17 protein-coding genes, 1 tRNA gene and 4 pseudogenes are annotated in these 24287 nt (G+C 69.8%); 13 read left to right on the top strand and 9 right to left on the bottom strand.

Annotated features, from left to right (window positions below; all coding sequences use genetic code 11):
* Nucleotides 1–130: 130 nt before the first annotated feature.
* Nucleotides 131–1543 carry an ATPase BagB gene (gene bagB, locus IE178_RS14015; RefSeq protein WP_193512475.1) on the top strand — a complete coding sequence of 471 codons (1413 nt, stop codon included), beginning with the start codon at nt 131–133 and terminating at the stop codon, nt 1541–1543.
* Nucleotides 1544–1679: 136 nt separating this feature from the next.
* Here the strand turns inward: bagB and wblA are convergent, their stop codons facing one another.
* The 3 genes and pseudogenes from wblA to IE178_RS14000 all read right to left on the bottom strand — a co-directional run.
* On the bottom strand, nt 1680–2018 hold the full coding sequence (gene wblA / locus IE178_RS14010; RefSeq protein WP_031115994.1) for a transcriptional regulator WblA: 339 nt from the start codon (nt 2016–2018) through the stop codon (nt 1680–1682).
* Nucleotides 2019–2492: 474 nt separating this feature from the next.
* Nucleotides 2493–2804 carry a hypothetical protein gene (locus IE178_RS14005; protein WP_193512474.1) on the bottom strand — a complete coding sequence of 104 codons (312 nt, stop codon included), beginning with the start codon at nt 2802–2804 and terminating at the stop codon, nt 2493–2495.
* Nucleotides 2801–3856: pseudogene (locus tag IE178_RS14000) on the bottom strand (IS110 family transposase); the annotation flags it as partial. The gene IE178_RS14005 and the pseudogene IE178_RS14000, both read right to left, overlap by 4 nt.
* Nucleotides 3857–4334: 478 nt before the next feature.
* Between IE178_RS14000 and IE178_RS13995 the strand changes: the two are divergent.
* Nucleotides 4335–6608 (top strand): transglycosylase domain-containing protein, encoded by a 2274-nt coding sequence (locus IE178_RS13995; protein WP_193512473.1) that lies wholly within the window; start codon nt 4335–4337, stop codon nt 6606–6608.
* Nucleotides 6609–6851: 243 nt separating this feature from the next.
* Here the strand turns inward: IE178_RS13995 and IE178_RS13990 are convergent, their stop codons facing one another.
* Nucleotides 6852–7316: a GatB/YqeY domain-containing protein gene (locus IE178_RS13990; protein ID WP_193512472.1), complete on the bottom strand. Its 465-nt coding sequence runs from the start codon at nt 7314–7316 to the stop codon at nt 6852–6854.
* A gap of 132 nt (nt 7317–7448) precedes the next feature.
* Between IE178_RS13990 and IE178_RS13985 the strand changes: the two genes are divergently transcribed.
* From IE178_RS13985 to IE178_RS35925, 5 genes and pseudogenes are all read left to right on the top strand, one after another.
* Nucleotides 7449–8375 (top strand): metallophosphoesterase, encoded by a 927-nt coding sequence (locus IE178_RS13985; protein WP_193512471.1) that lies wholly within the window; start codon nt 7449–7451, stop codon nt 8373–8375.
* 85 nt (nt 8376–8460) lie between these two features.
* Nucleotides 8461–9225, top strand: coding sequence for a Pr6Pr family membrane protein (locus tag IE178_RS13980; protein ID WP_193512470.1), 765 nt, complete (start codon nt 8461–8463; stop codon nt 9223–9225).
* A 48-nt stretch (nt 9226–9273) separates the two neighbouring features.
* A tRNA-Pro gene (locus IE178_RS13975) sits at nt 9274–9347 on the top strand.
* 138 nt (nt 9348–9485) lie between these two features.
* Nucleotides 9486–9815, top strand: coding sequence for a helix-turn-helix domain-containing protein (locus tag IE178_RS13970; protein ID WP_193512499.1), 330 nt, complete (start codon nt 9486–9488; stop codon nt 9813–9815).
* 426 nt (nt 9816–10241) lie between these two features.
* Nucleotides 10242–10391, top strand: a pseudogene (locus tag IE178_RS35925) (IS30 family transposase); the annotation flags it as partial.
* An 84-nt stretch (nt 10392–10475) separates the two neighbouring features.
* Here the strand turns inward: IE178_RS35925 and IE178_RS13965 are convergent.
* Together IE178_RS13965 and IE178_RS13960 are read right to left on the bottom strand one after the other, a co-directional pair.
* The gene (locus IE178_RS13965) at nt 10476–10847 is read right to left on the bottom strand and encodes a DMT family transporter (RefSeq protein ID WP_184764977.1); all 372 of its coding nucleotides are present in this window, start codon (nt 10845–10847) and stop codon (nt 10476–10478) included.
* Nucleotides 10848–11162 (bottom strand): DMT family transporter, encoded by a 315-nt coding sequence (locus IE178_RS13960; RefSeq protein ID WP_184764976.1) that lies wholly within the window; start codon nt 11160–11162, stop codon nt 10848–10850. It lies immediately after the preceding gene.
* An 80-nt stretch (nt 11163–11242) separates the two neighbouring features.
* Between IE178_RS13960 and IE178_RS13955 the strand changes: the two genes are divergently transcribed.
* On the top strand, nt 11243–11821 hold the full coding sequence (locus IE178_RS13955; RefSeq protein WP_193512469.1) for a TetR/AcrR family transcriptional regulator: 579 nt from the start codon (nt 11243–11245) through the stop codon (nt 11819–11821).
* A 23-nt stretch (nt 11822–11844) separates the two neighbouring features.
* Here the strand turns inward: IE178_RS13955 and IE178_RS13950 are convergent.
* Nucleotides 11845–12138 (bottom strand): annotated as a pseudogene (locus IE178_RS13950) (DUF4158 domain-containing protein); the annotation flags it as partial.
* A 346-nt stretch (nt 12139–12484) separates the two neighbouring features.
* On the opposite strand from IE178_RS13950, the gene IE178_RS13945 reads away from it, so the two are divergent.
* The 4 genes from IE178_RS13945 to IE178_RS13930 are packed head-to-tail and all read left to right on the top strand — an operon-like array spanning nt 12485 to nt 20977.
* On the top strand, nt 12485–14125 hold the full coding sequence (locus IE178_RS13945) for a TIGR02677 family protein (protein ID WP_193512468.1): 1641 nt from the start codon (nt 12485–12487) through the stop codon (nt 14123–14125).
* The gene (locus IE178_RS13940; protein ID WP_193512467.1) at nt 14122–15447 is read left to right on the top strand and encodes a TIGR02678 family protein; all 1326 of its coding nucleotides are present in this window, start codon (nt 14122–14124) and stop codon (nt 15445–15447) included. Before IE178_RS13945 ends, IE178_RS13940 begins: the two co-directional genes overlap by 4 nt.
* A complete protein-coding gene (locus IE178_RS13935; RefSeq protein ID WP_193512466.1) occupies nt 15444–19700 on the top strand; it encodes a TIGR02680 family protein in 4257 nt (1418 codons plus the stop codon). Before IE178_RS13940 ends, IE178_RS13935 begins: the two co-directional genes overlap by 4 nt.
* A complete protein-coding gene (locus IE178_RS13930; RefSeq protein ID WP_193512465.1) occupies nt 19697–20977 on the top strand; it encodes a TIGR02679 family protein in 1281 nt (426 codons plus the stop codon). Before IE178_RS13935 ends, IE178_RS13930 begins: the two co-directional genes overlap by 4 nt.
* A 276-nt stretch (nt 20978–21253) precedes the next feature.
* Here IE178_RS13930 and IE178_RS13925 read toward each other — a convergent pair.
* Nucleotides 21254–21411 (bottom strand): annotated as a pseudogene (locus IE178_RS13925) (site-specific integrase); the annotation flags it as partial.
* A gap of 648 nt (nt 21412–22059) precedes the next feature.
* A complete protein-coding gene (locus IE178_RS13920; protein WP_318280030.1) occupies nt 22060–22845 on the bottom strand; it encodes a hypothetical protein in 786 nt (261 codons plus the stop codon).
* A 336-nt stretch (nt 22846–23181) separates the two neighbouring features.
* On the opposite strand from IE178_RS13920, the gene IE178_RS13915 reads away from it, so the two are divergent.
* Nucleotides 23182–24261, top strand: a complete 1080-nt coding sequence (locus IE178_RS13915) for a TerC family protein (protein ID WP_193512464.1) — start codon at nt 23182–23184, stop codon at nt 24259–24261.
* Nucleotides 24262–24287: the final 26 nt, after the last annotated feature.

The following is a 24287-nucleotide window of genomic DNA, read 5'->3' as shown; positions in this document are numbered from 1 at the left end:
TCCCACCACGCCGCCGTCGGCCGGCTCCCGCGCGGGTGGCGGACCCACACCACGACCGCCACCGCCGTACCGGCCCCGTCACGAGTCGGAAGTACCGGAAGCACCGGAAACAGGGGAAGCAGGGGATGTCATGAGTCGTCCGGAACCGGCGCAGACACACGACCCGGCCCGTCACCGCCTCTCCCCCACCCGCACGCTCGACATCGACCCGCTGATCGAGGACCCGGCCACCCGGATCGTGGTGTGCTGCGGCTCGGGCGGGGTCGGCAAGACGACCACCGCCGCGGCGCTGGGCCTGCGCGCGGCCGAGCGGGGGCGCAAGGTGGTGGTCCTCACCATCGACCCGGCCCGCCGGCTCGCCCAGTCCATGGGGATCGACTCGCTCGACAACACACCGCGCCGGGTGAAGGGAATCGACGACTCCGCGGGTGGCGAACTGCACGCCATGATGCTCGACATGAAGCGCACCTTCGATGAGATCGTCGAGGCGCACGCGGACCCCGAGCGGGCCACCGCGATCCTGGGCAACCCCTTCTACCAGTCGCTCTCGGCGGGCTTCGCGGGCACGCAGGAGTACATGGCGATGGAGAAGCTGGGCCAGCTGCGGTCCCGGGACGAGTGGGACCTCATCGTGGTCGACACCCCGCCCTCCCGTTCCGCGCTGGACTTCCTGGACGCGCCCAAGCGGCTGGGGTCCTTCCTCGACGGCAAGCTCATCCGCGTCCTGCTGGCCCCTGCGAAGGTCGGCGGCCGCGCGGGGATGAAGTTCCTGAACGTCGGCATGTCGATGATGACCGGCGCGCTGGGCAAGGTGCTCGGTGGTCAGCTGCTGAAGGACGTGCAGACGTTCGTGGCCGCGATGGACTCGATGTTCGGCGGGTTCCGTACGCGCGCGGACGCCACGTACAAGCTGCTCCAGGCGCCCGGTACGGCGTTCCTGGTGGTGGCGGCCCCGGAGCGGGACGCGCTGCGCGAGGCCGCGTACTTCGTGGAGCGGCTGGCGGCCGAAGACATGCCGCTGGCCGGTCTGGTGCTCAACCGGGTCCACGGCAGCGGCGCTGACCGGCTGTCGGCCGAGCGGGCGCTCGCCGCTGCGGAAAATCTTGAGGACTCCCGCATTGTGGATCAGGAGGACGGGAAAGCTGGACTTCGTAACTCTCCCGACACATACGGCAGTTCAGAACTCCCAGCACCCGGGACACCGGTGGACGACGTTCCCGACGGAGGCTCCCCCGCCACCGCGGACGACACCGGCACAAGCCCAGGCGCCGGCACCAACGGCACGAACGTGGACACGGACTCCGGCCCCGACTCGGAACGGTCCGTCGACCGGCTCACCGCGAGCCTGCTGAGGCTGCACGCCGAGCGCATGCACCTGCTCTCGCGCGAGCAGCGCACGCGTGACCGCTTCACCGCGCTCCACCCCGAGGTGGCGGTGACCGAAGTTTCCGCGCTGCCCGGCGATGTGCACGACCTCGTGGGGCTGCGCACCATCGGCGACCGGCTCGCGACCAACCGGCTGGAGCTGCCCGAAACGCCCTGACATTCCCGATGTGCACACCCTTCGCACACGGACTTGAACACACCCGTCGTGTGCACAGCACGGCGCGCACAGGGCGCGACGCCCCCAAGGCTTGGCGTACAGGAGAGTCCGGCGGGGCAGGAATCCCTGGGGGCCCTCAGCTCACCGCGGCGTAGTTCTCATACACCTCGTCGTCGTCGAGGGGCACGACACCCGTCCCGCGCTCGTACTCCGAGCGCGCGGTCTCCAGCAGCCTGCGCCAGGACGTCACGGTCGGCCGCCGGCGCAGCAGTGCGCGGCGCTCACGCTCCGTCATGCCTCCCCACACACCGAACTCGACGCGGTTGTCGAGCGCGTCGGCCAGGCACTCGGTGCGTACCGGGCACCCGGTGCACACCGCCTTGGCCCTGTTCTGCGCTGCTCCCTGAACGAACAGTTCATCCGGATCGGTAGTGCGGCAGGCAGCCTGCGCACTCCAGTCGGTAACCCAGCCCATACCGGCGCCGTCCTCTCCCGAATCGAGGCTCCCCCACGGCGGCAGCGGCATATTCACCGCCGCCAGTTGAGGACGTTACGGAAGGTGGGCACAGCGCAACACCCCCAGCGGGCCCAATCTTGAATGGTCCGAACGGACTATGGGTAAGCGGCAGATCACCCGGGGGAGTGAGGGGACGGCATGCGCGACAATCCCGGCATTTCAGGTCAGTTCCGTTGCGTCACCACGCGCACCGCATGACACACGAGGCGTATCGGACACGGACTCAACACCCCGCGACGCGACTCGAACAAGAAGATCGAGAAGTTGTCGAGAGGATCCGGAACGATTCGGGGTCGCCGGACGTATTGATACGTGGCCGCACTGCTGTGACAGTTGTGAGCAGCTTAGGCCAAGGCATATACGCTTGTCCGGCAAATGAGAACGTAGACACCTCACGTTGTCATGCCGTCAAGCTGACCGCTCTGGATGCGGTCAGCCGGCAGCAAAGGCAGACAGCAGGGTGTCGGTCCGCAGCCTGAGTTCAGGGGCCTCCGCTCCCGCGACGCGGACGGACATCTCTTCGCCGCCGACGGCTCGGGCAAGACTCACCTCCAGCGTGGCATTCACGCCGACCAGGGGATGCGCGTACCAGAGGTCAGTGTTCTCGTCGGCGGTGTCGTGGACTGCGGCTTCGACGGTGCGCCAGTCGGTGTCATCGAACTCGTATCCGGCGAAGCGCGACAACAACTCCAAGAAGGGCCGCAGGTTGCGGCTCCAGATCCACCCGTCGATCGACTCGGTCATGTCTCCCCCATCCGTGAGGTAGCCAGGATGGCAGGCCGTGATCGAGTCAGGCGGCGGCCGCGAACTTCGGCCGGGAAGGCGGCTTGCTCGTCGTAGAGTTCCCGCTTCTGGAGGCAGTGGTAGAGCTGTCCGATCATGCGGTTGAAGAGGTTGCGCTGGGCGGCCGCGTGCCAGTCACCTTGCTCGCGTCGGCGTCGGTAGTGGGAGTTGGCACCGACAGATGCCCGCAGGGAGGCGAAGGCCCAGAGGTAGCCGGCGTGGTTGAGCCGGTCGTTCTTCACCCACCGTCTGGTGATGGCGGACTTTTTGCCGGACGCTCGGGTGATGGGCGAGGAGCCGGCGTAGGCCTTCAGTCCGCGGGCATCGGCAAAGCGGGTCCGGTCGTCGCCAATCTCGGCCAGGACGCGGGCGGCGAGCTGGATGCCTAGGCCGGGGAAGCTCAGCAGGATCTCGGCGTCCGGGTGCTGCGGGAAGGCCTCTTCCACAGCCTCAGCGAGCTGGTCGGCCGCGGTGCAGGCCGCGTCCAACTGGATGAGGAGGGCGAGCATCTGCTTGCCGAGCCCGTCCTCGACCAGCAGCGGTTGGTGGGCCCACTCGTCCCGGAATACCTCGCGGAGGCGGTCAGCCTCGGCCTCGATGCCGCGCTGGCGGCCGGAGCGCTTGAGCGCGGCCTGGATCTGGGTGCGGGTCAGCCGCGCGGCCCGGGCCGGGGTCGGGGCGGTCTTGAGGAGCTCGCGGGCCTCGGGCCGGCACAGGCCGTTGGTCCAGGTGGCGAAGGCGGCCAGGGCGGCGGGGTAGTACTCGCGCAGCAGGGAACGGAGCTGGTTGGCGAGCTGCTGGCGGTTCCAGAGCGAGTCCTGCTGGGCACGGGCGAGAACGGTGATCGCGCGGCCGAGGTCGCTGTCGTCAGGCAGGGACCGGTGGGCGTGCATATCGGTGCGGAGGATGTTCGCGAGGACCAGCGCGTCGCCGGGGTCGGACTTCTTGCGGGAGACGCTGTGCCGGTCGCGATATCGGGCGGCGGCCATCGGGTTGATCGCGAACACCTTGCGCCGGGCCGCCACCTCACTAGCCGTTCGTGGCACCAGCGCACCCCCACGGGCCTCGGTCTATACGGGAGCTCAGACGGCTCGGGCGTATCAAGAGGTCACCGTGCGATGGGCTCGCACCACCAAAGCCAACGAGTAATCAAGGCGAAGGGGGTCGCCGGACGCCGGACGGCACCAGGTCTCAGCCGAGGCCTCATGGGCCAGGCTGGCTTCAGGAATCCGTCCGGCGCCGACGAAGATGGTGGCGGTCACGCGAGCGCCGGACGACGCACGGTCTACAGCTAGGCGTCGAGGCTCGGCGGTCGTGAGGCATCCGTCCGACGCCCACGTAACCGCCACTACCACTCGCACCAGACCGCGCACCGATCTACGTGAGGCCTCCACGGCCCGGCTGCACCTGGATGTCACGGTCTGGTACTCGAACGCTCCGAGAAGCCCCTGCGTCTGCGGAACGCTCATAACTACGGATTAGGCTGCTCCCATGCCAAAGAAGCGCTCGGGCGGTGGTCTGTCGTCAACGCAGCAGGCCGCCAAGTTCCTCGGTGTCAGTGTCCTCGCAGGGGCCGTCATGGCCGGCATCGCGCTGCCCGCCGTAGGCGCGCTGGGGCTGGCGGCCAAGGGGTCGGTCGAGAGCTTCGACGAGCTCCCGGCCAACCTGAAGACCCCGCCACTGAGCCAGCGCACCACCATCCTCGACGCCGACGGCGGCCAGATCGCCACCGTCTATTCGCGTGACCGTACGGTGGTCGACCTCAAGGACATCTCGCCGTACATGCAGAAGGCGATCGTCGCGATCGAGGACTCGCGCTTCTACGAGCACGGCGCGGTCGACCTGAAGGGCGTACTGCGCGCCCTCAACAACAACGCGCGCAGCGGAGGGGTGTCCGAGGGCGCCTCCACCCTCACGCAGCAGTACGTGAAGAACGTCTTCGTCGAGGAGGCGGGCGACGACCCGACGAAGGTCGCGCAGGCCACCCAGCAGACCATCGGCCGCAAGATCCGCGAACTGAAGTACGCGATCCAGGTCGAGGAGGAGCTGGGCAAGAAGAAGATCCTCGAGAACTACCTGAACATCACCTTCTTCGGCCAGCAGGCCTACGGCATCGAGGCCGCTGCCCAGCGGTACTTCTCCAAGCCCGCCAAGGACCTCGACCTCCAGGAGTCCGCCCTCCTCGCCGGCCTCGTCCAGTCACCGAGCCGCTACGACCCGGTCAACGACGAGGCGGAGGCGACGAAGCGGCGCAACACCGTCATCCAGCGGATGGCCGAGGTCGGCGACATCTCCCGGGAGCAGGCCGCCAAGGCGGCGCGGACACCGCTGGGCCTGAACGTCAGCAAGCCGGAGAACGGCTGCATCACGGCGGTCAACGACGCGAGCTTCTTCTGCGACTACGTGCGCGAGGTGTTCCTGAGCGACCCGGTCTTCGGCAAGACCAAGGAGGCCCGGGCGAAGATCTGGAACCAGGGCGGCCTGACCATCCGTACGACGCTCGACCCGCAGGCGCAGGAGTCGGTGCAGGAGTCGCTGAAGAACCACGTCTACCAGTCGGACCCGGTCGCCGCGGCGAGCACGCTGGTCGAGCCCGGCACCGGCAAGATCGTCGCGATGGGCCAGTCGAAGCCGTACGGCTACGGCAAGGACGAGACGGAGATCAACTACTCGGTCGACGCCGCCATGGGCGGCTCCAACTTCGGCTTCCCGACCGGTTCGACGTTCAAGCCGTTCGTGGCCGCCGCCGCGCTGGAGGAGGGCAGGCCGCCCACGCAGTCCTACTCCGCCCCGTACGAGATGCCCTACCCGCAGTCCGTACGCGGCTGTGAGCGGCCCTGGGTGAACGACGCGAACTACAAGCTCACGAACGAGAACGAGTCCGAGGTGGGCCCGTACGCGCTCAAGGACGCCATGGCCAAGTCGGTCAACACCTACTTCGTGCAGATGATCGAGGACATCGGCATGTGTCCCGTGGTGAACATGACCGACAAGCTCGGCGCCGTCCAGGGCAACGGGAAGAAGATCCCCCAGGTCCCCTCCTCGATGACCCTCGGTTCCACCGGCCTGTCGCCCCTGACGATGGCGAGCGCGTACGCCGCTTTCGCCTCCCGGGGCATGTACTGCACGCCGGTCGCCATCGAGTCGATCACGCAGAAGATCGCCAACAAGCAGAAGTCGCTCGAGGTGCCGAAGTCGACGTGCTCGCGCGCGATGAGCGAGAAGACCGCGGACACGGTGAACACCCTCCTGCAAGGTGTGGTCGACTCGGGTACGGGTCAGGAGGCCGGACTCAGCGACCGCGACAACGCCGGCAAGACGGGTACGACGGACGAGCGCAGGAACGCCTGGTTCGTCGGCTACACGCCGAACATGTCGGGCGCCGTCTGGGTGGGCAGCGCCACGCAGAAGGTCGAGATGAAGAACATCACGATCGGCGGTACCTACCACTCGCTCGTCTTCGGCGGCGCGGTCCCGGGACCCATCTGGCGCGACGCCATGACCGGCGCCCTGTCGGGCAAGGATTCCCCGTCCTTCAACCTCGTCAACATCCCCGACGCCAACCGTGACCGCGGCGACGGCGGAGACGGCGGCGGTGACGACGGCGGCGGTGACGACGACGGCGACAACGGCGACGGCGGCCTCATCGGCGGCCTGGGCGGCGGCAACGGCAACGGCGGGGGCGGCACCGAGCCGGACCCGACCTTCTCCATCCCGGAGGGCTTCATCCAGGGCCACGGCAACGGTCCCGGCGGGCGGCACTGACGGTCCGTCCGGCCCGTCCGCCCGGCCCGTCCCGCGACAGCACGGATACGGCCCCTCCTTCCTCGTACGACCTGTACGGGGAAGGAGGGGCCGTTCGCCGTCGTGGTGGCGAGGTCGCGAGCGCGAGGTGCGCTGCCGCCTCGTGCGCGGTGGCCTTGCGCGGCGCTATGCGCGATATGCGATGTGCGATGTGCGATGTGCGATGTGCGATGTCGCGACTACGTGATGCCCACCGGGCCGAAATCAGCCCGCCAGCAGCTTCTTCACCGCCGCCGCGACCCGGCCGCCCTCCGCCTGCCCGGCCACCTTCGGGTTCACGATCTTCATCACGGCACCCATGGCCCGCGGACCCTCGGCGCCGGCCGCCTTGGCCTCCTCCACCGCCTGGGCGACGATCGCGTTCAGCTCGTCGTCGGACAGCTGCTTGGGCAGGTACGCGGCGAGCACCTCGCCCTCCGCCTTCTCCCGCTCGGCCTGCTCGGGGCGGCCACCCTGCGCGAAGGCGTCCGCCGCCTCGCGGCGCTTCTTCGCCTCGCGGGTGATCACCTTCTGCACCTCGTCGTCGGAGAGCTCACGCTTCTCCTTGCCCGCGACCTCTTCCTTGGTGATCGCGGCGAGCGTCAGCCGGAGCGTCGAGGAGCGGAGCTCGTCGCGCTCCTTGATCGCGGAGTTGAGGTCGTCCTGCAGCTTCGACTTGAGCGTGGTCATGGCTTGATTGTCGCAGGTACCGAAGCACGCACGCCTGCTGATTTAAGGCCCGGCGCGGCAAGGGACGTTGGGAGTGATCCACCGGATGCCCTCGGAGCACTGCGCCCTCTCCGGGTCTGACACGATGGACGCATGCGCGCGCGATACGGAATCCCCCTGGGAATCACGGCGGCCGGTGCCGCCGGACTGCTGTACGCGGCGGGCTTCGAGGCCCGCTCCTTCCGCCTGCGGCGGGTGACGATCCCCGTCCTGCCCTCCGGAATGCGCCCCCTGCGCGTGCTGCAGGTCTCCGACATCCACCTGGTGAGCGGCCAGCGCAAGAAACAGCGCTGGCTGCGCTCGCTTGCGGGCCTGCGCCCCGACTTCGTGATCAACACGGGTGACAACCTGTCCGACCCGGAGGGCGTACCGGAGGTCCTGGACGCACTCGGCCCCCTGATGGAGTTCCCGGGCGCTTACGTCTTCGGCTCCAACGACTACTACGGCCCCAAGCTGCGCAACCCGGCCCGCTACCTGTTCGAGAAGGCCCAGGGCCGCCACGGCCTGAACGGCAACCCCCCGGCGGTCGACGTGATCCACAACCCGTGGGAGGACCTGCGGGACGGCTTCGACGCGGCGGGCTGGCTGAACCTGACCAACACCAGGGGCACACTGAAGATCGAGGGCACGTCCATCGAGCTGACCGGCCTGGACGACCCGCACATCAAGCGCGACCGCTACGCCGAGGTGTCGGGCGGCCCCTCGGACGCCGCGGACTTCTCCATGGGCGTCGTCCACGCCCCCTACCTGCGCGTCCTGGACTCCTTCACCGCCGACGGCTACCCCCTGGTCCTGGCCGGCCACACCCACGGCGGACAGCTCTGCATCCCCTTCTACGGCGCCCTGGTCACCAACTGCGACCTGGACACGGACCGCGTGAAGGGCCTGTCGACGCACACCTCGCAGGGCCGCACGTCCTACCTCCACGTCTCGGCCGGCTGCGGCACGAACCGCTACACCCCGATCCGCTTCGCCTGCCCCCCGGAGGCCACGCTGATGACCTTGGTGGGCCGGGACTGAGCACGCAGCGGGGCGAGAGGACGGGCATGACCCATTCAGCCCACCCGCGTCGCCCCGCACGGGCCGTCCCCGCACGCTGGGGTGCATGACCGCCCCGATACCCAGGGACCTCCCGGATCTGCCCGCCGTTCCGGGTATGACGCCCGCACTGCTGTCCTCCTCCGCCCCCGCCAGAGCCGTCGTACCGCCGGTACACCGCCCGCTGGCAGCGGCGTACCGACTGGTCCTGGCACTGCTGGCGACGGGCGCGGTGCTGGTCGAAGCGCTCCTCGGCAGTCCGGCCCGCGTGCTGAGCCACTTCGCGGTCCAGTGCACGGTCCTGCTGGCCCTGGTCATGTTCGCGTCGGCCCGCCGCGCCTGGAGCGCCCGTCACCCCCTGCCGGGCAGCGTCACGGGAGCGACCCTGCTGTACGTCGTCACGGCGGCCCTGGTCCACCACGTGCTCCCACGCTTGCCGCTGACGAGCGGCACCACCGGCATCACCGACGCCTCGTGGCCGGCGACCCTCGCCGACCACACCCTGCACACGGTGCTCCCGCTCGCCGCGGTACTGGACTGGCTCCTCCTCACCCCGCCGGCCCGCACCCACCTCCGCCAGGCCGCGACCTGGATGCTGTACCCCCTGGCCTACCTGGCCTTCACCCTGACCCGGGGCGAACTCCTCCCCGGCTCCCCGGCCCGCTACCTCTACCCCTTCCTCGACGTCGCCCGGCACGGCTACAAGAGCGTCCTCGCCAACGCCCTCCTCCTCGGCCTCGCCTTCTACGCCCTGGCCGTCCTCGTCGTGGCCCTGGACCACACCCGCCCGAACCCGGTCCGCCGCCGCTCGAAAACCGGATTTCGTCTCTAGCCACCAGTGGGCTAAAGTAAACGTCGTCGCCGCGACAGCAGCGACGATCGGGGTGTAGCGCAGCTTGGCAGCGCGCTTCGTTCGGGACGAAGAGGTCGTGGGTTCAAATCCCGCCACCCCGACAGAGAAACACCAGGTCAGGCCCGGTGCTGAGAGATCAGCGCCGGGCCTGATTTGTTGTGCGGCCCCGTTTTGGGAGCCGACTTCGGGGAACGGCTCCCGGACGGCTCCCACGAGTACCCCCACGTCGACCTCGGCGGATACTCCGGCCGCATCGCTGCATCTGTCCAGGTCCAGCCGCCACCGCGGGGGAGCTCCAACGAAGCCTGTCCGAGCACGGGTTGGTGATCCCGGCGGGGAAGATGTCCGGGCTGTGGTCCGGACAGCCGGTCTCGCTCAAGCTGGAGGACCTGGACGTCATCTGCGTGGTCCTCGGCTGCGAGATCGGTGACCTGTTGATCCCCGAGCCGGAGAAGGTCCGCCGCCCGGGGCAGGCGGAGGGGACGGAGCGAGCCGCGGTTGGTGCGGGGACCGCCGCACGAGCGGTGGTCCCCAAGCGCCGGGGCGGCCGGTCGCTGCCGCCGGAGTGAGTCGGTGGCACGGTTCCCGAAGGGCTACGTCAAGCCCACCGACTCCTGTGAGAGCTGCCTGGCCTGGGGAAACTTCAGCGGCCGCCTCTGCCCCACCTGCCACATGTTCGGTCGCAGTCACGATGCGGCCACATGCGCCAGCTGCCGCCGAATCCAGCCACTGAAGTGGAACGACGCCTGCGCTGGTGCCAGGCCCGCCTCAGCGCGAAGGCCGTCGCCGGCCAGCCGGCAGACGAGACGGACGTGCGGGATCGGCTCGCCGCAGTCCGGCACCACCAGCTGTTCTTCGTCGGGATGCACTACCGCAGAAGGCCGACGCCCTCGGCGCGGAGGACAGCGGGGAGCCCCGCGCAAGCCGCCGCCCGCACCGGCCTGGCGCCCGGATCCCGGCTGGCGGCAGTTGCCGCTGTTCGAGCAGGTCCCCTTAAGGGAGCGGACCTCCGCACGTTCAGCCAGGCCGACCTGGACGCCATCGCCCACGAGCTCAACCACCGGCCCCGCAGGACCCACGGGTACCGCACTCCGGAGGAGGTCTACGCTGACCTTCTGAACAGCGGTGGTGCGTTGACCGCTTGAGTTCGCCATCGTTTGACGGCAGGGCGGCGGACCGGGGCGGCCGGGGCGGGTCTTCGACAGTGCGACACGCGCCGGGTGCGAGGTCTATTTCGGCATTCCGGCGCCGGTGGGCTGTGCGCCCGGAGTGTGTTCTGCGGTGCTTGCCTTGGACAGCTTGAGGCCCGCGATGCAGCCGATGATGCCGGCCAGGAACAGCACCTTGAGCGCGCTCGCCGCCTCGCCGCCGTTCAGCATGGACCAGGCGACGGTGAGCGCGGCGCCGGTGCCGGTCCACACGGCGTAGGCGATGCCGATCGGGATGTGCTTTGCGGCGTGGGCTAGGCAGATCATGCTGAGCACGGACGTGACGAGGAAGACGAGGCTGGGGACGAGCTCGGTGAAGCCGTTGCTGGCGCCGAGGGCGGTGGCCCAGACGGCTTCCAGGACAGCGCTGGCGAACAGGATGATCCAGGGCATTCAGCTCACCGCCTTCAGGCCGATGACGCAGCCGATCAGGCCGGCCAGCAGGACCCCGCGCAGCGGCGTCAGCTTCTCCTGCCCGCGTACAGCGGCGACCGCGACGGTGAGGACGGTGCCGATGCCGACCCACACTGCGTACGCGCTGCCGGTGGGCAGTGAGGTCATTGCGTAGGACAGCCCCGCCATGCTCAGGGTCGAGGTGACGAGGAAGACGAGGGTCGGCCCGGGGCGCCGGAACCCCTGTGACATGCCCAGGGCGGTGGCCCAGACGGCCTCCAGTACCCCTGAGGCGATCAAGACGGTCCACGCCATGACGACGTTCCTCTCTTTTTCGTACGACTGTGCCAAATAAACGCTAGCACGTTTTCGCACAGTCGTGCCAAAATGGGGCCATGCCTCGGGTGATCGACACAGATGAACGCAGCCGCCTGGTCGCGGAGGCCGCGTGGAGAGTGCTGGTCCGCGACGGCATCCCGGCACTGTCCGTGCGCAAGGTCGCCGCGGAGGCGGGACTCCCGCCCAGCTCACTGCGATACACCTTCCCCACCCAAGACAGCCTGCGGATCAGGGCCTACGAGCTGGTGGCGGAGCGCCTGGCAAGCCGGGTCGCCGCCATCGGACCCGGTGGCGGATGGGCGCGGTCGACACTGTTGGAGCTGCTGCCCCTGGACGAGACGCGGCGCCTGGAGATGGAGATCGCCGTGGCGCTCGGCACGGCCGCGATGACCGACGAGGCGCTGTTCGCGACACACCGCAGGGTCCACCAGACCCTCAAGGACATCTGCGGACAAGTGGTGCGCTCACTGGGTACCGCACCACAAAAGGTCGAGGCCGAGACGCAACGCCTGCACGCGCTGGTGGACGGGCTGGCCCTGCACCTCATCCGGCAGGACCGGGGCGAGGACACCGGCTGGGCCGTACGGGTGCTGGACAGCCACCTCGCCCAGCTGGCACCTGCCCCGAGGCAGTGACGAGCCTCAGCGCCCATCACGGTTCAGCCCATCCCCGGGGCACGGGGGCCCTGACCGTTTCCGGGTGCGCCGCCCGTCACTCCTCGTCTTCGTCGTCCGCGCCGCTCGGCGTACCGCTTCACGCACGAGGCGTCCGCGATGCCGAGCTGCCCGGCCAGGTACTCCACGACCTCCCACGGCACCGCAAGCGGGTCCTCGCCCAGAAACCGGCCAACGTAGCGGACCGTACAGATCTGCACCGCCATGCCCAGCCGGTGCGCGTCCGTACGACGCAGCGCGATCAGATCGCGGTCGTCATCGTCGAGGAAGAAGAACCGGACCGTAGCCAGCGCCGACAGCCACCCAACCCCGGCGATCCCCCAGGACGCTGTACTAGCCGACCATGATCGTTCTCACCGCGATTTCCTGTACCGCAACCCCTCACACCCGGTACCGGCCGTGCAACCTCAAGAAGGGCGTCGACGTCGGCCTGCTGAGCTTCCACCGGAAAGAGCCGCGGCGAGTTTGGGTTCGTACGACACCGCGTGCCTCCTTCCGTCTTCCGCCCCCATCGCCCATGCCGCACACGCCGCTGCCACAGGAATCGCCACAGGCTGGCACACGTCCGTGCCATTTTCGGCCACCCATCGGCGGCGCCCGTATGCGCCGCGTAACCTCACGGGCATGGGGGCATCCGCATCCGGCGCAGCTCAGGACGCCGACGAGGAGGCGCGGCGGCGGCTGAACGCGTACACGTACCTCAGCGCGCCCGAGCGGCTGGAGCACGTCGCGATCATGCGGGTCTTCTGCGGAACGCTGCTGGCGGATCTCGCCGTCCCGGACATCATGGCGAAACTGCGCCAGGCCGGTACGTCCGCCGCAGGACTCGACGCCGACACCCTCACGGTCCGACTGGAACAGCTGGTCCAGTGGGGAAACCTGCTCCGCAGCAGCCACACGGTGAACGCGTCCAGCATCAGCGAGTACCAGCGATCCCGCTCGCGCTACCAGCTGTCGAAACTGGGCGAACGTATTCAGCGGGACGCCGACGGAGTCCTGGCCGAAGCCGACGCCGCCCGCGAGGTGAGCAACGAACTGCTGGCACTGGTCGAGCGCGGACTACGGGAGCTGGCCGACCTCGTCACCGCGCCGGGCGGCGTCGAGCCGCAGGACGGACTGGAGCGGATCAGCACGCTGTTCGTGCAGTTCACCGAGTTCGCGGACTCCATACGCGACTTCTACGCCTACCTCGGCCAGGTGCTGTCCCGCTACGACCTGGACGGCGCCGAGTACCAGGGCTTCAAGGAGCTGCTCCTGGACTACGTCGAGGCGATCACCGACGACGTGGCGTTCCGCGCGCCCCGGATCTCGGCGGCGTTGGACACCCTGTGGCCGCATATCCCGGCGCTGCTGGACCGGCTGGACTCCCACGCCCAGGGGCTCACCGGGCTCTCGACGCAGGCGCAGGCGCAGGCACAGGGCGAAAACCGCCCAGACGTCCGGATCCAGCGCAGCCGGGGCCGCGAATTCGCGGACTGGGAGGGCCTGCGCGGCTGGTTCAGCAACACCGAAGGCCAGGGCAGCCAGGTCGACCAGCTACGCGATGCCACCCTGCGCGCGTTGCAGTCGCTGCTGGCCAACGCCAAGCGGATGCTGCGGTCGGCCACCGGAGAGATGTCCCGGCGCAAGGATCTGCTGCGGCTGGCCCGCTGGTTCGACGAAGCGGCGCCGAGGGACGCACACGACATCGCCGTCGCCGCATTCGGGCTGTACGGCGCCCGCCACCTGGGCATACCTCCGGCCACCGACGAGGTGGTGCCCGCCTACACGAGCTGGTGGACCGGTCCGGTGGTCGAGGTACCGGTTGCCCTTCGCGAAAGAGGCAGCCGAGCGCAGCGGGGCCGGGCCTCAGCGGTGGAGGACCACTCCGCGCAGAAGCAGCTGCTGAGGGAGGCAGCCCGTCAGCGGGCAGCGGCCAGAACAGCGGCAGCCGACGAACTGCGCAGCGCGTCCGGCCGGTTCGCCGAGGTACGCCTCACGTCAGCGGCGCTCGGCCTGCTCCTGGAGCTGCTGGCCACAGCGCTCGGAAACGCACAGCTCAGCAGGCCCGTCAGCACGGACGGGGAGAGGACGGCGGGGTTCGGCCTCGACTCGGCCGGCAGTGAAGATGCCGAACTGGGTATCCGCCTCACCGTGCGCCGGACGGCGGGCACGCGAACGGTGCTGTACTCGGCCGACGGCGACCTGCTGCTGGACGACCTGGAGCTGGACATCGGTCGCACCTCCGCCGCGGTCGACGGCGAAGCGGAGGCGAGCGTGTCATGACGCTCCCCTCGACTCACGACGTAGCCCTGGCAGCCGAGCGCCGCACCGCCGCCCGGTTGCTGCTCGCCCACCCGCTGATCGCGTCGGACGGCCCCCACGCCGATCTCTTCCCGCTGATCCGCAGGCACGCCGACTGGCTGGGCAAACGGTTCCAGCAGGTACTTGGCTACCGCCTGCTGGTCGACAGCTCCTACGCCCGGCTGTTCAAGGCGGGGCTGGGGGCGAATTCGGGTCATCGGCTGGAGCGCTCCACCGGCACCCCGTTCACCCCGCACACGTACGCCTGCCTCGCGCTGGCCCTGTCCGTTCTGGTGACCGCGCCCGCGCAGATGCTGCTGTCACACCTGGTCGCCGATATCAGGTCTGCCGCAGCCGACGCCGGGATCGAGCTGGAGGAACCGGGCCGCGCGGCCGGGAAGCGGACCCTGGTCGCGGCTCTGCGCCAGCTCGTCGACTGGGGCGTGCTCATCGAGACCGAGGGCCATGTGGCCGCGCTTGCGCAGGAGGCGGGCGGAGAAGCCCTGATCACGATAGATCGGGAGCTGGCACGCGTGGTCGTCGCCGGCCCGCTCTCCCAGGCACGGGACGGCGCCGACCTGGTCCGGCGGGCAGCGGACCCGGGCTTTGGCGGACCACGCACCTACGTGCGCCGGATGCTCGTCGAGACACCCGTGGTCCACCTCGACGAGCTGACCGACGCCGAGCGTGACTGGCTGCGCACCCGGCAGCGCCGGGAAGCCCAGGCTTTCTCCGAACTCCTGGGCCTGGAGATGGAGATCCGTGCCGAGGGCGTGGCGCTGGTTGACCCCGAGGAAGAGCTCACGGATCTGCACCTGCCGGGCACCGGGACCGTCGCACAGGCCGCGCTGCTGCTGGCGGAACGGCTCGTGGAACGGCTTCGGCCGCAGGAACCGGGGCATCCGGCGACCGGCGGGACGCTCGTCATCGGGGTGGCCGTCCCGGACGGCCTCGTGGACGAGGTGCTCGCCGAGCTCATCACCGAGTATGGGCAGCGCAGCAACTGGCAACGCGGCTACCTGGAGGACCTTCCCTCCCTGCGAGAGGCCGTACTGGACCTGCTGGTCCGCATGCGGCTGATGGCCCGCGCGGACCGGCTGCGCGCCGAGGGCGAAGGACTGCCGGAGGGGTACGTCGAAGAGGCGTCGGAAGGACGCACGGTGACCGATGTCCATGGCGCACGGCCGGGCGGCGACGGCTGGGTGCTGCTGGCCGCAGCGGCCCGCTACGCCACCCAGGTCACGGTGCGCCCGGCCACCGCAGCCGGGAAAGGCACGGACGTTCAAGAGGAGTTGCCGCTATGACCACCGACGCGCGTGGCCTCGTTCCGCTGCCGCGTTCCGGCCCCGCGACAACCGCCGGGCCCGCAACGACCAGCGGCACTCGCTTCCGGCTGCACCGGGCGGGCATCCAGAACGTCTGGCAGTACGACGAGCAGGAGTTCTCCTTCGGCGACGGACGGCTGCTGCTGCGCGGCAAGAACGGCGCGGGCAAGTCCAAGGCCCTGGAGATGCTGCTCCCGTATCTTCTGGACGGCGACTCACGGGCACTGGACGCGACCGGCACCGGCCGCACCACGCTCGCCTGGCTGATGCTGGACGGGTTCGAACAGACCAACCGTCTCGGGTATCTGTGGGTGGAGTTCCGGGGCACGGCCGACGACGGCGGTCACCGCCACCTGACGCTCGGTGCCGCCATCCGCGCCTCGAAGTCGACGCAGAAGGCGCTGCCGACGTTCTTCGTCACCCCGCTGCGGATCGGTGAGGACCTGCACCTGGTCGAGGCCGGTAAGCCGCTGCCGGTCGACCGGCTCAAGGAGATCGTCGGCTCCGACAACACGACCGACCGTGCGGTCGAGCACCGCTCACGCGTGGCCCGGAAACTGTTCGGCATCACCGATGCGACGCGCTACCGCAACCTCACCCAGCTCCTCCACCGGCTGCGGCGCCCGACGGTCGGCGACCGGATCGAACACGGCGGCCTGGTCTCCCTGCTGAGCGAGACCCTGCCGGGGCTCGACGAGGACGTGGTCGAGAAGGTGGCGCGCAACCTCCACGACCTCGACGCCGTACGCGACGAACTCGGCCGCCTGGAACGCACCGACGCGGCCTTGCGCACGTTCCTCACCAGTTACCGCGGCTACCTGGCCGGGGTCCTGCGCACCTCCGCCCAGAAGGTGAGCCACGAACTGGGCGTCCTCGCTCAGCGGCGCCGGGCGGCCGGAGACGCCGCACAGCGGACGAGCGACCTGAGGACGCAGGAGGAGGAGTCGGAGGGCCGACTGGAGACCCTGCGCGAGGAGGAACAGGACGCCCGGACCGACCTGGCCGCCCTGCACGCCAGTCACGCCTACCACAGCCTGCGCGAACTGTCGGAGCGCCGCGGCACGGTGGAGGCGCTGCACACCGCCGCCGCGGCCGCGTTCACCACCCTGCGCAACGCCCACGACGCGGAGGAGGGCTCGGCGGAGCGGCTGGCCGAAGGTGTCGAACACCTCGGAAGCCGGCTGGCCGAGCTGGGAACCGAACACCGGGAGCTGCTGACGCAGGCGGAGAAGGGCGGGCTTCCCACCGGCCATCTCGGCGAGGCGGTGGCTCTGCCGCGCACGGTTCTCGCCCAGGCCACCGAGACCGAACTGACGACTCCGGACGGGGAGACACGTACCGTACGGCATCGATCGGTGACCCGTGTGGACACGGTCACGGCGCAGGAAGGGCTGCGGTCCTGGCAGAACCAGTTGGAGGACGCCGAGGCGGTAGTGAGAAACCGGACCCGGATGGTTCAGGAGGTGACCCGCCTCATCTCACGGGCGGACGAGGCCCGGGCCGCGGCGACTCAGGCCGATGCCGAGCGGGAACGGCTTGAAGGCGAGGCGGAAGACGCCGCCGGCCATCTCGACGGCAGCCGTGAGAAGGTCGCCGAGGAGAGCAGCGCCTACTCCCGTCAAGTCGCCGAGTGGGCGGCCCGCACGCGGACTGCGCTGGGTCCCGACTGCCCCTCGCTGGACGCCGTCCACGCCACCGTCGGCCACGAGACCTCCACCGACGCGCCCTTCGCGGACCGCACGCTGCCGCCCGACATCGACAGCCAGGCGTGGCGGACAGCTCAGGCCGCGTTGGAACCGTACGGCGAGGAACTCACCGGGCGCCGGGACGCCCTGGCACTCGGCGTCAGCCGACTCGGCGTGGAACTCGACCATCTGGCGAAGCAGAAGCGGGGCTGGGAGCACCGTACCGACCCCGAGCCGCCCGCCCCGCACCATCGCGCCGCCGCGAGGACGCCGGGCAGTGGAGCCCCTTTCTACCGGCTCGTGGACTTCGCGGACGACCTGGCTCCGGCCGAACGGGCGGGCCTTGAAGGGGCGTTGGAGGCGAGCGGGATCCTGGACGCGTGGGTGAGTGCGGACGGCGTCCTGCTCGATCCGCGCACCCGGGACACCCTTCTCCGGCCGGGTCCCGCGCTGTCCGACGGGCCGACTCTCGCCTCGGCCCTGCGCCCAGCCCCTGAACCGGGTTGCGGCGTCACCTCCGAGCGGGTGGGGGGTCTCCTGGCCACCATCGCACTCGCATCGGCGCAGGAGACCTCCGCGCACAACGCGGTTTTCCACGACGGCAGTTGGCGTCTGGGCGTACTCAGTGGCCGTCACGACAAGGGCGACACCGAGTACGTGGGGGCCGCCGTACGCGCCGAGACTCGGCGACGCATCCTCGCCGAGTTGGAGGAGCGGATCGCGCAGACACAGCAGCGGCTGGCCGATGTCCGCGAGGAGCTCGCCGTAGCCGATGCCATGCGTCGGGCTCTCACGCTCGCGGAACGGGATTTTCCCCGGGCACGGAATCTCGCGGACGCATGGAGCAGGACCGGATCAGCCGAGCGGACGCTGCGCGACCTGACCGCCAAGGCGACCCGGGCGGCGCGGCTGGCCGAGGAAGCCCGCGCCCTGGCGGTATCGGCGCGGACCCAGGCGGATGCCACCGCCACCGCCCACGACCTGCCCGGCGCCCCCGCCTCTGTGGACCGTGTGCGCACCGCGCTGGCCGGCCTGCTCAGTGGTGTCGGGCATCTGCGCAGGGCCGTTCGCGGTACGGGCGAGCGGCTCAGCGCAAACCAGGCCGATGCCGACCGGTACGGACGCGCCCGAGAGGATCGCCTGGCCGCGGACGAGAGCTACCGGCTCCACCTCGCCGCGCTGCGCAGCGCTGAGCAGGACCTGCGCACCCGCGAGGAGGCCATCGGATCGTCCGAGGAGGAGATCCTCTCCCGCGAGCGGGAGGCCAAGCAGCGCATCGCGAACGCCGTCCGCGCCCTGCCCGGGGCGCAACGAGCCCGCGACGACCTCCACGACCTGCGCGTGCGCGCGGAAGAGGACGAGAAGCGCCTGCGCGGGACCCTGGCGGACCAGGAAACGACGGTCATCGACACCGGCAGCGCTCTTCGCGGTGCTCTCGGCCGACCGGAGGTGGTGTTCGGCGCCGGCCTCGACCGGTCCTCGCTGCCCGAGTACGTGTCGGACGATCCCGGCGCGGACGTCCGCAGCCGTCTGCGCGCGCTGAGGACCCTCTCCGAAGCCGTGGAGCAGGCCCTCGGCCGCCCGAAGGGCGAGGTGTCGGACAGCACCCTGCTCAACCGTCACACCGATCTGCGCGACCAACTGGCCGGCGGGTTCGATGCGCAACTGGAGGAGCGCGACGGGATCAAGGTGTGCCGCCTGGTCGACGACCACGGGTCCCATGACGTCGCAGCCGTGGGCGAGCGGATCGCGGTGCAGGCAGCGGAGGCCCGGGGGCGGCTCACCGAGCGCGAACGCGAAGTGTTCCAGCGGTTCCTGACCGGTGAGCTCGGCGACCACCTCTCGGCACAGGTCATCACCGCGGCGAACCTGGTCGCGGCTCTCAACGACACCCTGCGGACCGTGCGCACCTCCCACGGTCTCGGCGTCGAGCTGCTGTGGAAGCTGGACGAGGATGTGGACGCGGATGTGCGTGCGGCCGTCGAGCTGCTGCGCAGTCCGTCGAGCCTCAGGACGCGCGAGGAGACCGAGCAGCTGCGCGAGGTGCTGCAACGCCGGATCGAGGACGCCCGCCGTGCCGACCCGTCAGCCGGTTACGCCGCCCATCTGCGGACCGCGCTGGACTACCGCGACTGGTTCCGCTTCCACACCTTCGTGGTCGAGGACGCGGCTCCGGGCCGCCGTCGGAAACTGACCGGCCGGACCGGTCTCAGCCAGGGCGAACAACGGGTCCTCTCCTACCTCGTGCTCTTTGCCGCGGCTGCCGCCCACTTCACCAGCCTCGCCGAGTCGGCACCGCACGCGCCACGCCTGATTCTCCTGGACGACGCCTTCGCCAAGGTCGACGAACCCACCCATAGCCGACTGGGCCGTATCCTCGTCGACCTCGATCTCGACTTCGTCCTCACCAGCGAGCGGCTCATGGGCAACTGGCCCGAGGTTCCGTCCCTGCATATCTACGAGTGCCTCCGTGATCCCCACGTACGCGGGGTGGCCACCCTGCACTACACCTGGAACGGTCTGCACCGGCGTCTGGTGTCCGTATGAGCGGGCTGCCCGCCGCAACGCGCGACTGGCTGACGGGCCCTGGACTCACCCGGCTCTGGCAGGGGGCACGTAAACGCCTGGAGAGCAACGGCGTACAGGCCACGGGTTCGCTCCGGCTGACCGCAGTGAACGCCCAGGAACGCAACGACCTGTCTCTCCTGCTGGGCAAACCCCTCACAGGTGCCGCCGTGACCATTCGGCTCGACCTGCTCGACGCACGGCTCCGCGCTTCGGCCGCCGGACTCGGCCTCAGACAGACCCTGGAGGAAATCGGCCCGCCACTCACCGACCGCCGTGCCGCCCGCGCGGACGTGGCGGCACGGCGGGAGCAGGTGTGGTCGTCCCTTGCTTCGTCACTGGACGCCTCCCCGCTCGCCGACCAGGAGTGGCCCCGGCAGTGGTACGACCTGCTGCGCCGTGCCGGTGTTCCGAGAGGAGTGACGCCCGAAGCGGCTATACGGACACTCCAGCAGGCGGTCCAGGTCCTCACCGCTCTGCTCGGACCCGAAGGACCTGCACGCAACGGCACACGCGGCCGAGGAGAACTCGCCGCCATGACGACCGGCTCCGCGCACGGCCTGGACGACGGCACCTGGCTCGCACGCCTCGTCCAACGCGGGGTCGCCCTCGCCCATGGCACCGAGTTCCCGAACGACGCGGCCGGCCGACGCGCTCTGTGGCGGCTGGTGTCCGTCACGCCGGACGAAGTCTCCAGCACGGTGCTGACCTACGGGCTGCGGCCCGACGGCGAGGGCTGGCGGGAGCGTGCTCTGCGGGAGCGGGCCGACCATCACGCCGAAGTCCACGTCACACCACGCGACCTGCATGACCTCCGGCTGCAATTCCCCGCCGCGACGCTCATCCACATCTGTGAGAATCCGCGCGTGGTGGAAGCCGCGGCGGACGCGGCGTGCGTCCAGCCCCTCGTGTGCACCTCCGGCAGCGCCGCCACGGTGGTCTTCACGCTTCTGGACGCCCTCGCCGCCACGGGCTGCCACTTCGCGTACCACGGCGACTTCGACTGGCCGGGGATCGCTCTGGCCAATCGGGTCATCCGCCGCTACGAAGCCCGGCCGTGGCGCATGGGCACTGCGGATTACGAGCATCTGGCCGCTCGCAGCCAGGCTGAGGGCATCCCTCAACTGGCGCTCGACGGCCAGCCGGTCGACGCGGACTGGGACCCGGATCTCGCCCACGCCATGATCGCCCTCGGCGTCGCGCTCCATGAGGAGGCGACCCTCGAACTTCTGGTGGATGATCTGTCACGCCGGGCGTAGGGACGTCGACGCCTCCGTGTCGGGCTCTGGGAGCCATCTGGGAGCCGACTCGCTCCCCGAGTCCCTTCCACACCACCCGTGACCGCCCCACCCCAACGCCCTGACCAGGCGAAACACCAAACCATCCGGTGTCGATCTCGGCCGACCCTCATCCGGGACGAAGAGGTCGTGGGTTCGCATCCCGCCACCCCGACAGAGAAACACCAGGTCCCCAGGCTACTCACGTGAGTAGCCTGGGGACCTGCTTCGTCTGCGTGACTACCGGCTCCCCATATCGGCCGTCCCGGAGTGCCCGACTAGCGAGATCACTTTGGGTCCGGCAGCAGGGACACGAAGCCGTGCCGGAGCTCCCGGGGCGTCCACTCGTCGGCGTTGATCCCGTCGATGCCCTTGAGCGCCTTCCGGCCCGTGATCCGGACCGGCGCCGTGGTCATGGACGGGATCTCCGGCGCTGATCCGCAGCGGTCGTAGGCGGTCGATGACCTGCGGTCAAGGCCTCCAAGCGCTCCAGCAGTGGCGTGACCACCACTGAGAGCCATGAGACCTGTGCTGCGACCTCCTTCCCGCCACAGACCACCCGGAACAACCCATCACTCCCCCCAGCTCCCATCCCGTCCGCCGTCGACCCACACGCCGTGGAGCGGGCGTGGCCCAGCTCGGCCAAGACCTGCGCGATTCTGAGTCAGACGGAAGTCGTCCCGTCCCTCGGCGCTCGCGAGCTTCGTGATCTGGGCGCTCTCGCCTCGGAGCCAATTGCGCGCCATCATGCTTCTCGGGACCATCTGCGTCCCTTCCTCAACAGCCGAGTGAGTTGTCCGGGCACGAGCAGCGGTGACCAACGGCAGACACTCACGGCACCTGTGCGCGCGGTGTACTGCGACCGCGCTGGAGCGACGTCGGACTCCCAAGACGGGAGCCGGGTGCGACACACGGCGCAGTACACAGCGGCGGCACATGGCCGTATCCACGGCGAGGTCGCCCCCCCGCATACTTCGTCGAGCGTCGCGCCGGGAGCAGCGGGGATCGAGTTCGCGATCAGGTGAGTGGGCTGGAGGTTCTCGGCGCAGGGGCCTGGTAGGCCGTTACGCTCCGCCTTCGGCGCTGCGGCTCAGGCGAAGACCCATCCACACCGCTGCGCCCACCACCACGGGTACGGCGACGGCGGGCACGGTCCACCACGGGATACCGATCCACACCGCCGGCAGGCCCACCCCGAAACAGATCGCGGTGGTGGTGAGGAGCAGCCGCTTGCCGTACGGATTCCAGGTGAAGGGCTCGTGATCACAGGGCCTGACCAGACGCACCGTACCGAACACGAAGACCTGAGCCGCGACGAGCCCGGCGAGCACGCCGATGGCAGCGTTCATCTGGAGCTCGTCACGGGGCGCCTCCGAGGTGTTCTGCCGTACTCCGTCCTTGCTGAGCACCACGATGTCGCGGCGCCAGGCGGTGGCCTCGACCCGGTCGCCGGACTCGAGCCGCTCCAGGAGCGGCCCTGGGTCGCCGAAGGAAACGGTTCCCCGCCAGGAGTCCTGGTCCGTCAAAGTCGCCTTGTAGGAGGAGCCCTTCCCGGCGGTCCTGTTCACCGTCTCCTCCACGGTGAGGTGCCAGGTACTCAGGCAGTCCGTCCGCCCCTGCTCCATCGCACGGGAGGAGCACGGCTCGGCCGCGCGGTAGTCCTGGTAGCGCTCGCTGTCGGAGGGCAGCCACCATCCGAACACCCAGTGACAGGCTGCTGCCGAGATCAGAGACAGCAGGATCAGCAGCACGCCCGTGAACCGCGTCCGGCCCGGCGAGAGCCGGCCGGCGCGGCCCTCGCTCGGCGGCCTGCCCGTGCCGTACGTCGTACCCATGGTCCGTGTTGTCATCGCCTGCCTCCTCCGCCCCAGCTTTCATCAGCTGCAAGCGGGAACACCACGAGGTCGGACGGCAGTCTGGGTGAGGCAGTGGCTTCCGTATTCCGGCAAGCGCAGCCGCGATGGGGCCCTCGAAGCGTGGGATCCGATCGCGGGATGCGATCCACGGGCACCGGACGGCGTGGTCCGGGTGGGCGGTGCGGGCGGCGGGCGCGGGCGGCGGGCGGAGGGACGGCAGGCCGGGACTGTCGGCCTGGGCGTGCTGGGGTCGCCCGGGGCGGCGGCATGCCGCAGACTCCTGTAAGAGGGTCCCGCGTGGAGGCGTACGGCCGCGGAGAGGTGACCGGCATGGTTGAGGTCCCGCTCTGGCTGTGGGGAGTGTTCGCCGCGACGGTGGTGGTGTCGCTGGCGGTGGACCTGCTGGCTCATCGCACCGCGCACGTCATCGGCTTCAAGGAGGCCGCCACCTGGAGTGCCATGTGGGTGGGCCTGGCCCTGGTCTTCGACGCCGTCGTCTTCCTCGTTCTGGGCACGACGGCCGGCACCGAATACACGACGGCGTGGCTGCTGGAGAAGAGCCTGTCGGTGGACAACCTCTTCGTCTTCGCCGTGATCTTCGCCTACTTTCGGGTCCCCCGCGCCTATCAGCACAGGGTCCTGTTCTTCGGCGTGATGGGCGCACTGGTCTTCCGGGGGATCTTCCTCGCCCTCGGGGTCGCCGTCGTCAACCGCTTCACCGCGGTGTTGTTCGCCTTCGCCGCCGTGCTCTTCTACAGCACCTACAAGCTCCTCAGGAACGAGGAGGGGAGCTTCGACCCCGGCAGGAGCTTCGCCCTGCGGCTGCTCCGCAAGATCATTCCGGTGCGGGACGAATACGCCGGCATGAGGTTCTTCGTCAAGGAGGCCGGCAAGCGCGCGGCCACCCCGCTCCTCGCGGTGGTCGCCGCGATTGAGGCAGCGGACCTGATCTTCGCCGTCGACAGCGTCCCGGCCGTTCTCGCCGTCAGCGACGACCTCTTCATCGTCTACACCAGCAACGCCTTCGCCATCCTGGGCCTGCGTGCCCTGTACTTCATGCTCGCGGGCCTGCTGGACCGTTTCCACTACCTGAACCAGGGCCTCGCGATCATTCTCGCCTTCATCGGCGTGAAGCTCATCTTCCAGGCGTCCCACAAGTTGATCAGCCCCGGCATCCCGGAGATCCCCTCACCGATCAGCCTCGCGGTCATCGTCGTTGTGCTGGCCGCATCCATCGTCGTCAGCCTGCGCCGCCCTCTCCCGTCGCGTCCGGATCGCGCCGCCGAGCAGGAGGGAGAAGGTGCAAGGCCGGACGTTGCCCACCAGAACCCCGGTGCCGCCCGCTCCCCGGACGCAACGAGGGAGCACCCGGACGACCCCTCCTCGCCGGCGCGCCGATCAGACCGATGAGCGCGGCGTGTCCGGTCCGGTAGGAG

Origin of the sequence: Streptomyces griseoloalbus (assembly GCA_014650015.1) — a bacterium.
Taxonomy (GTDB): Bacteria; Actinomycetota; Actinomycetes; order Streptomycetales; family Streptomycetaceae; genus Streptomyces; species Streptomyces griseoloalbus.
This window is presented reverse-complemented; position numbering and strand designations above follow the sequence as displayed.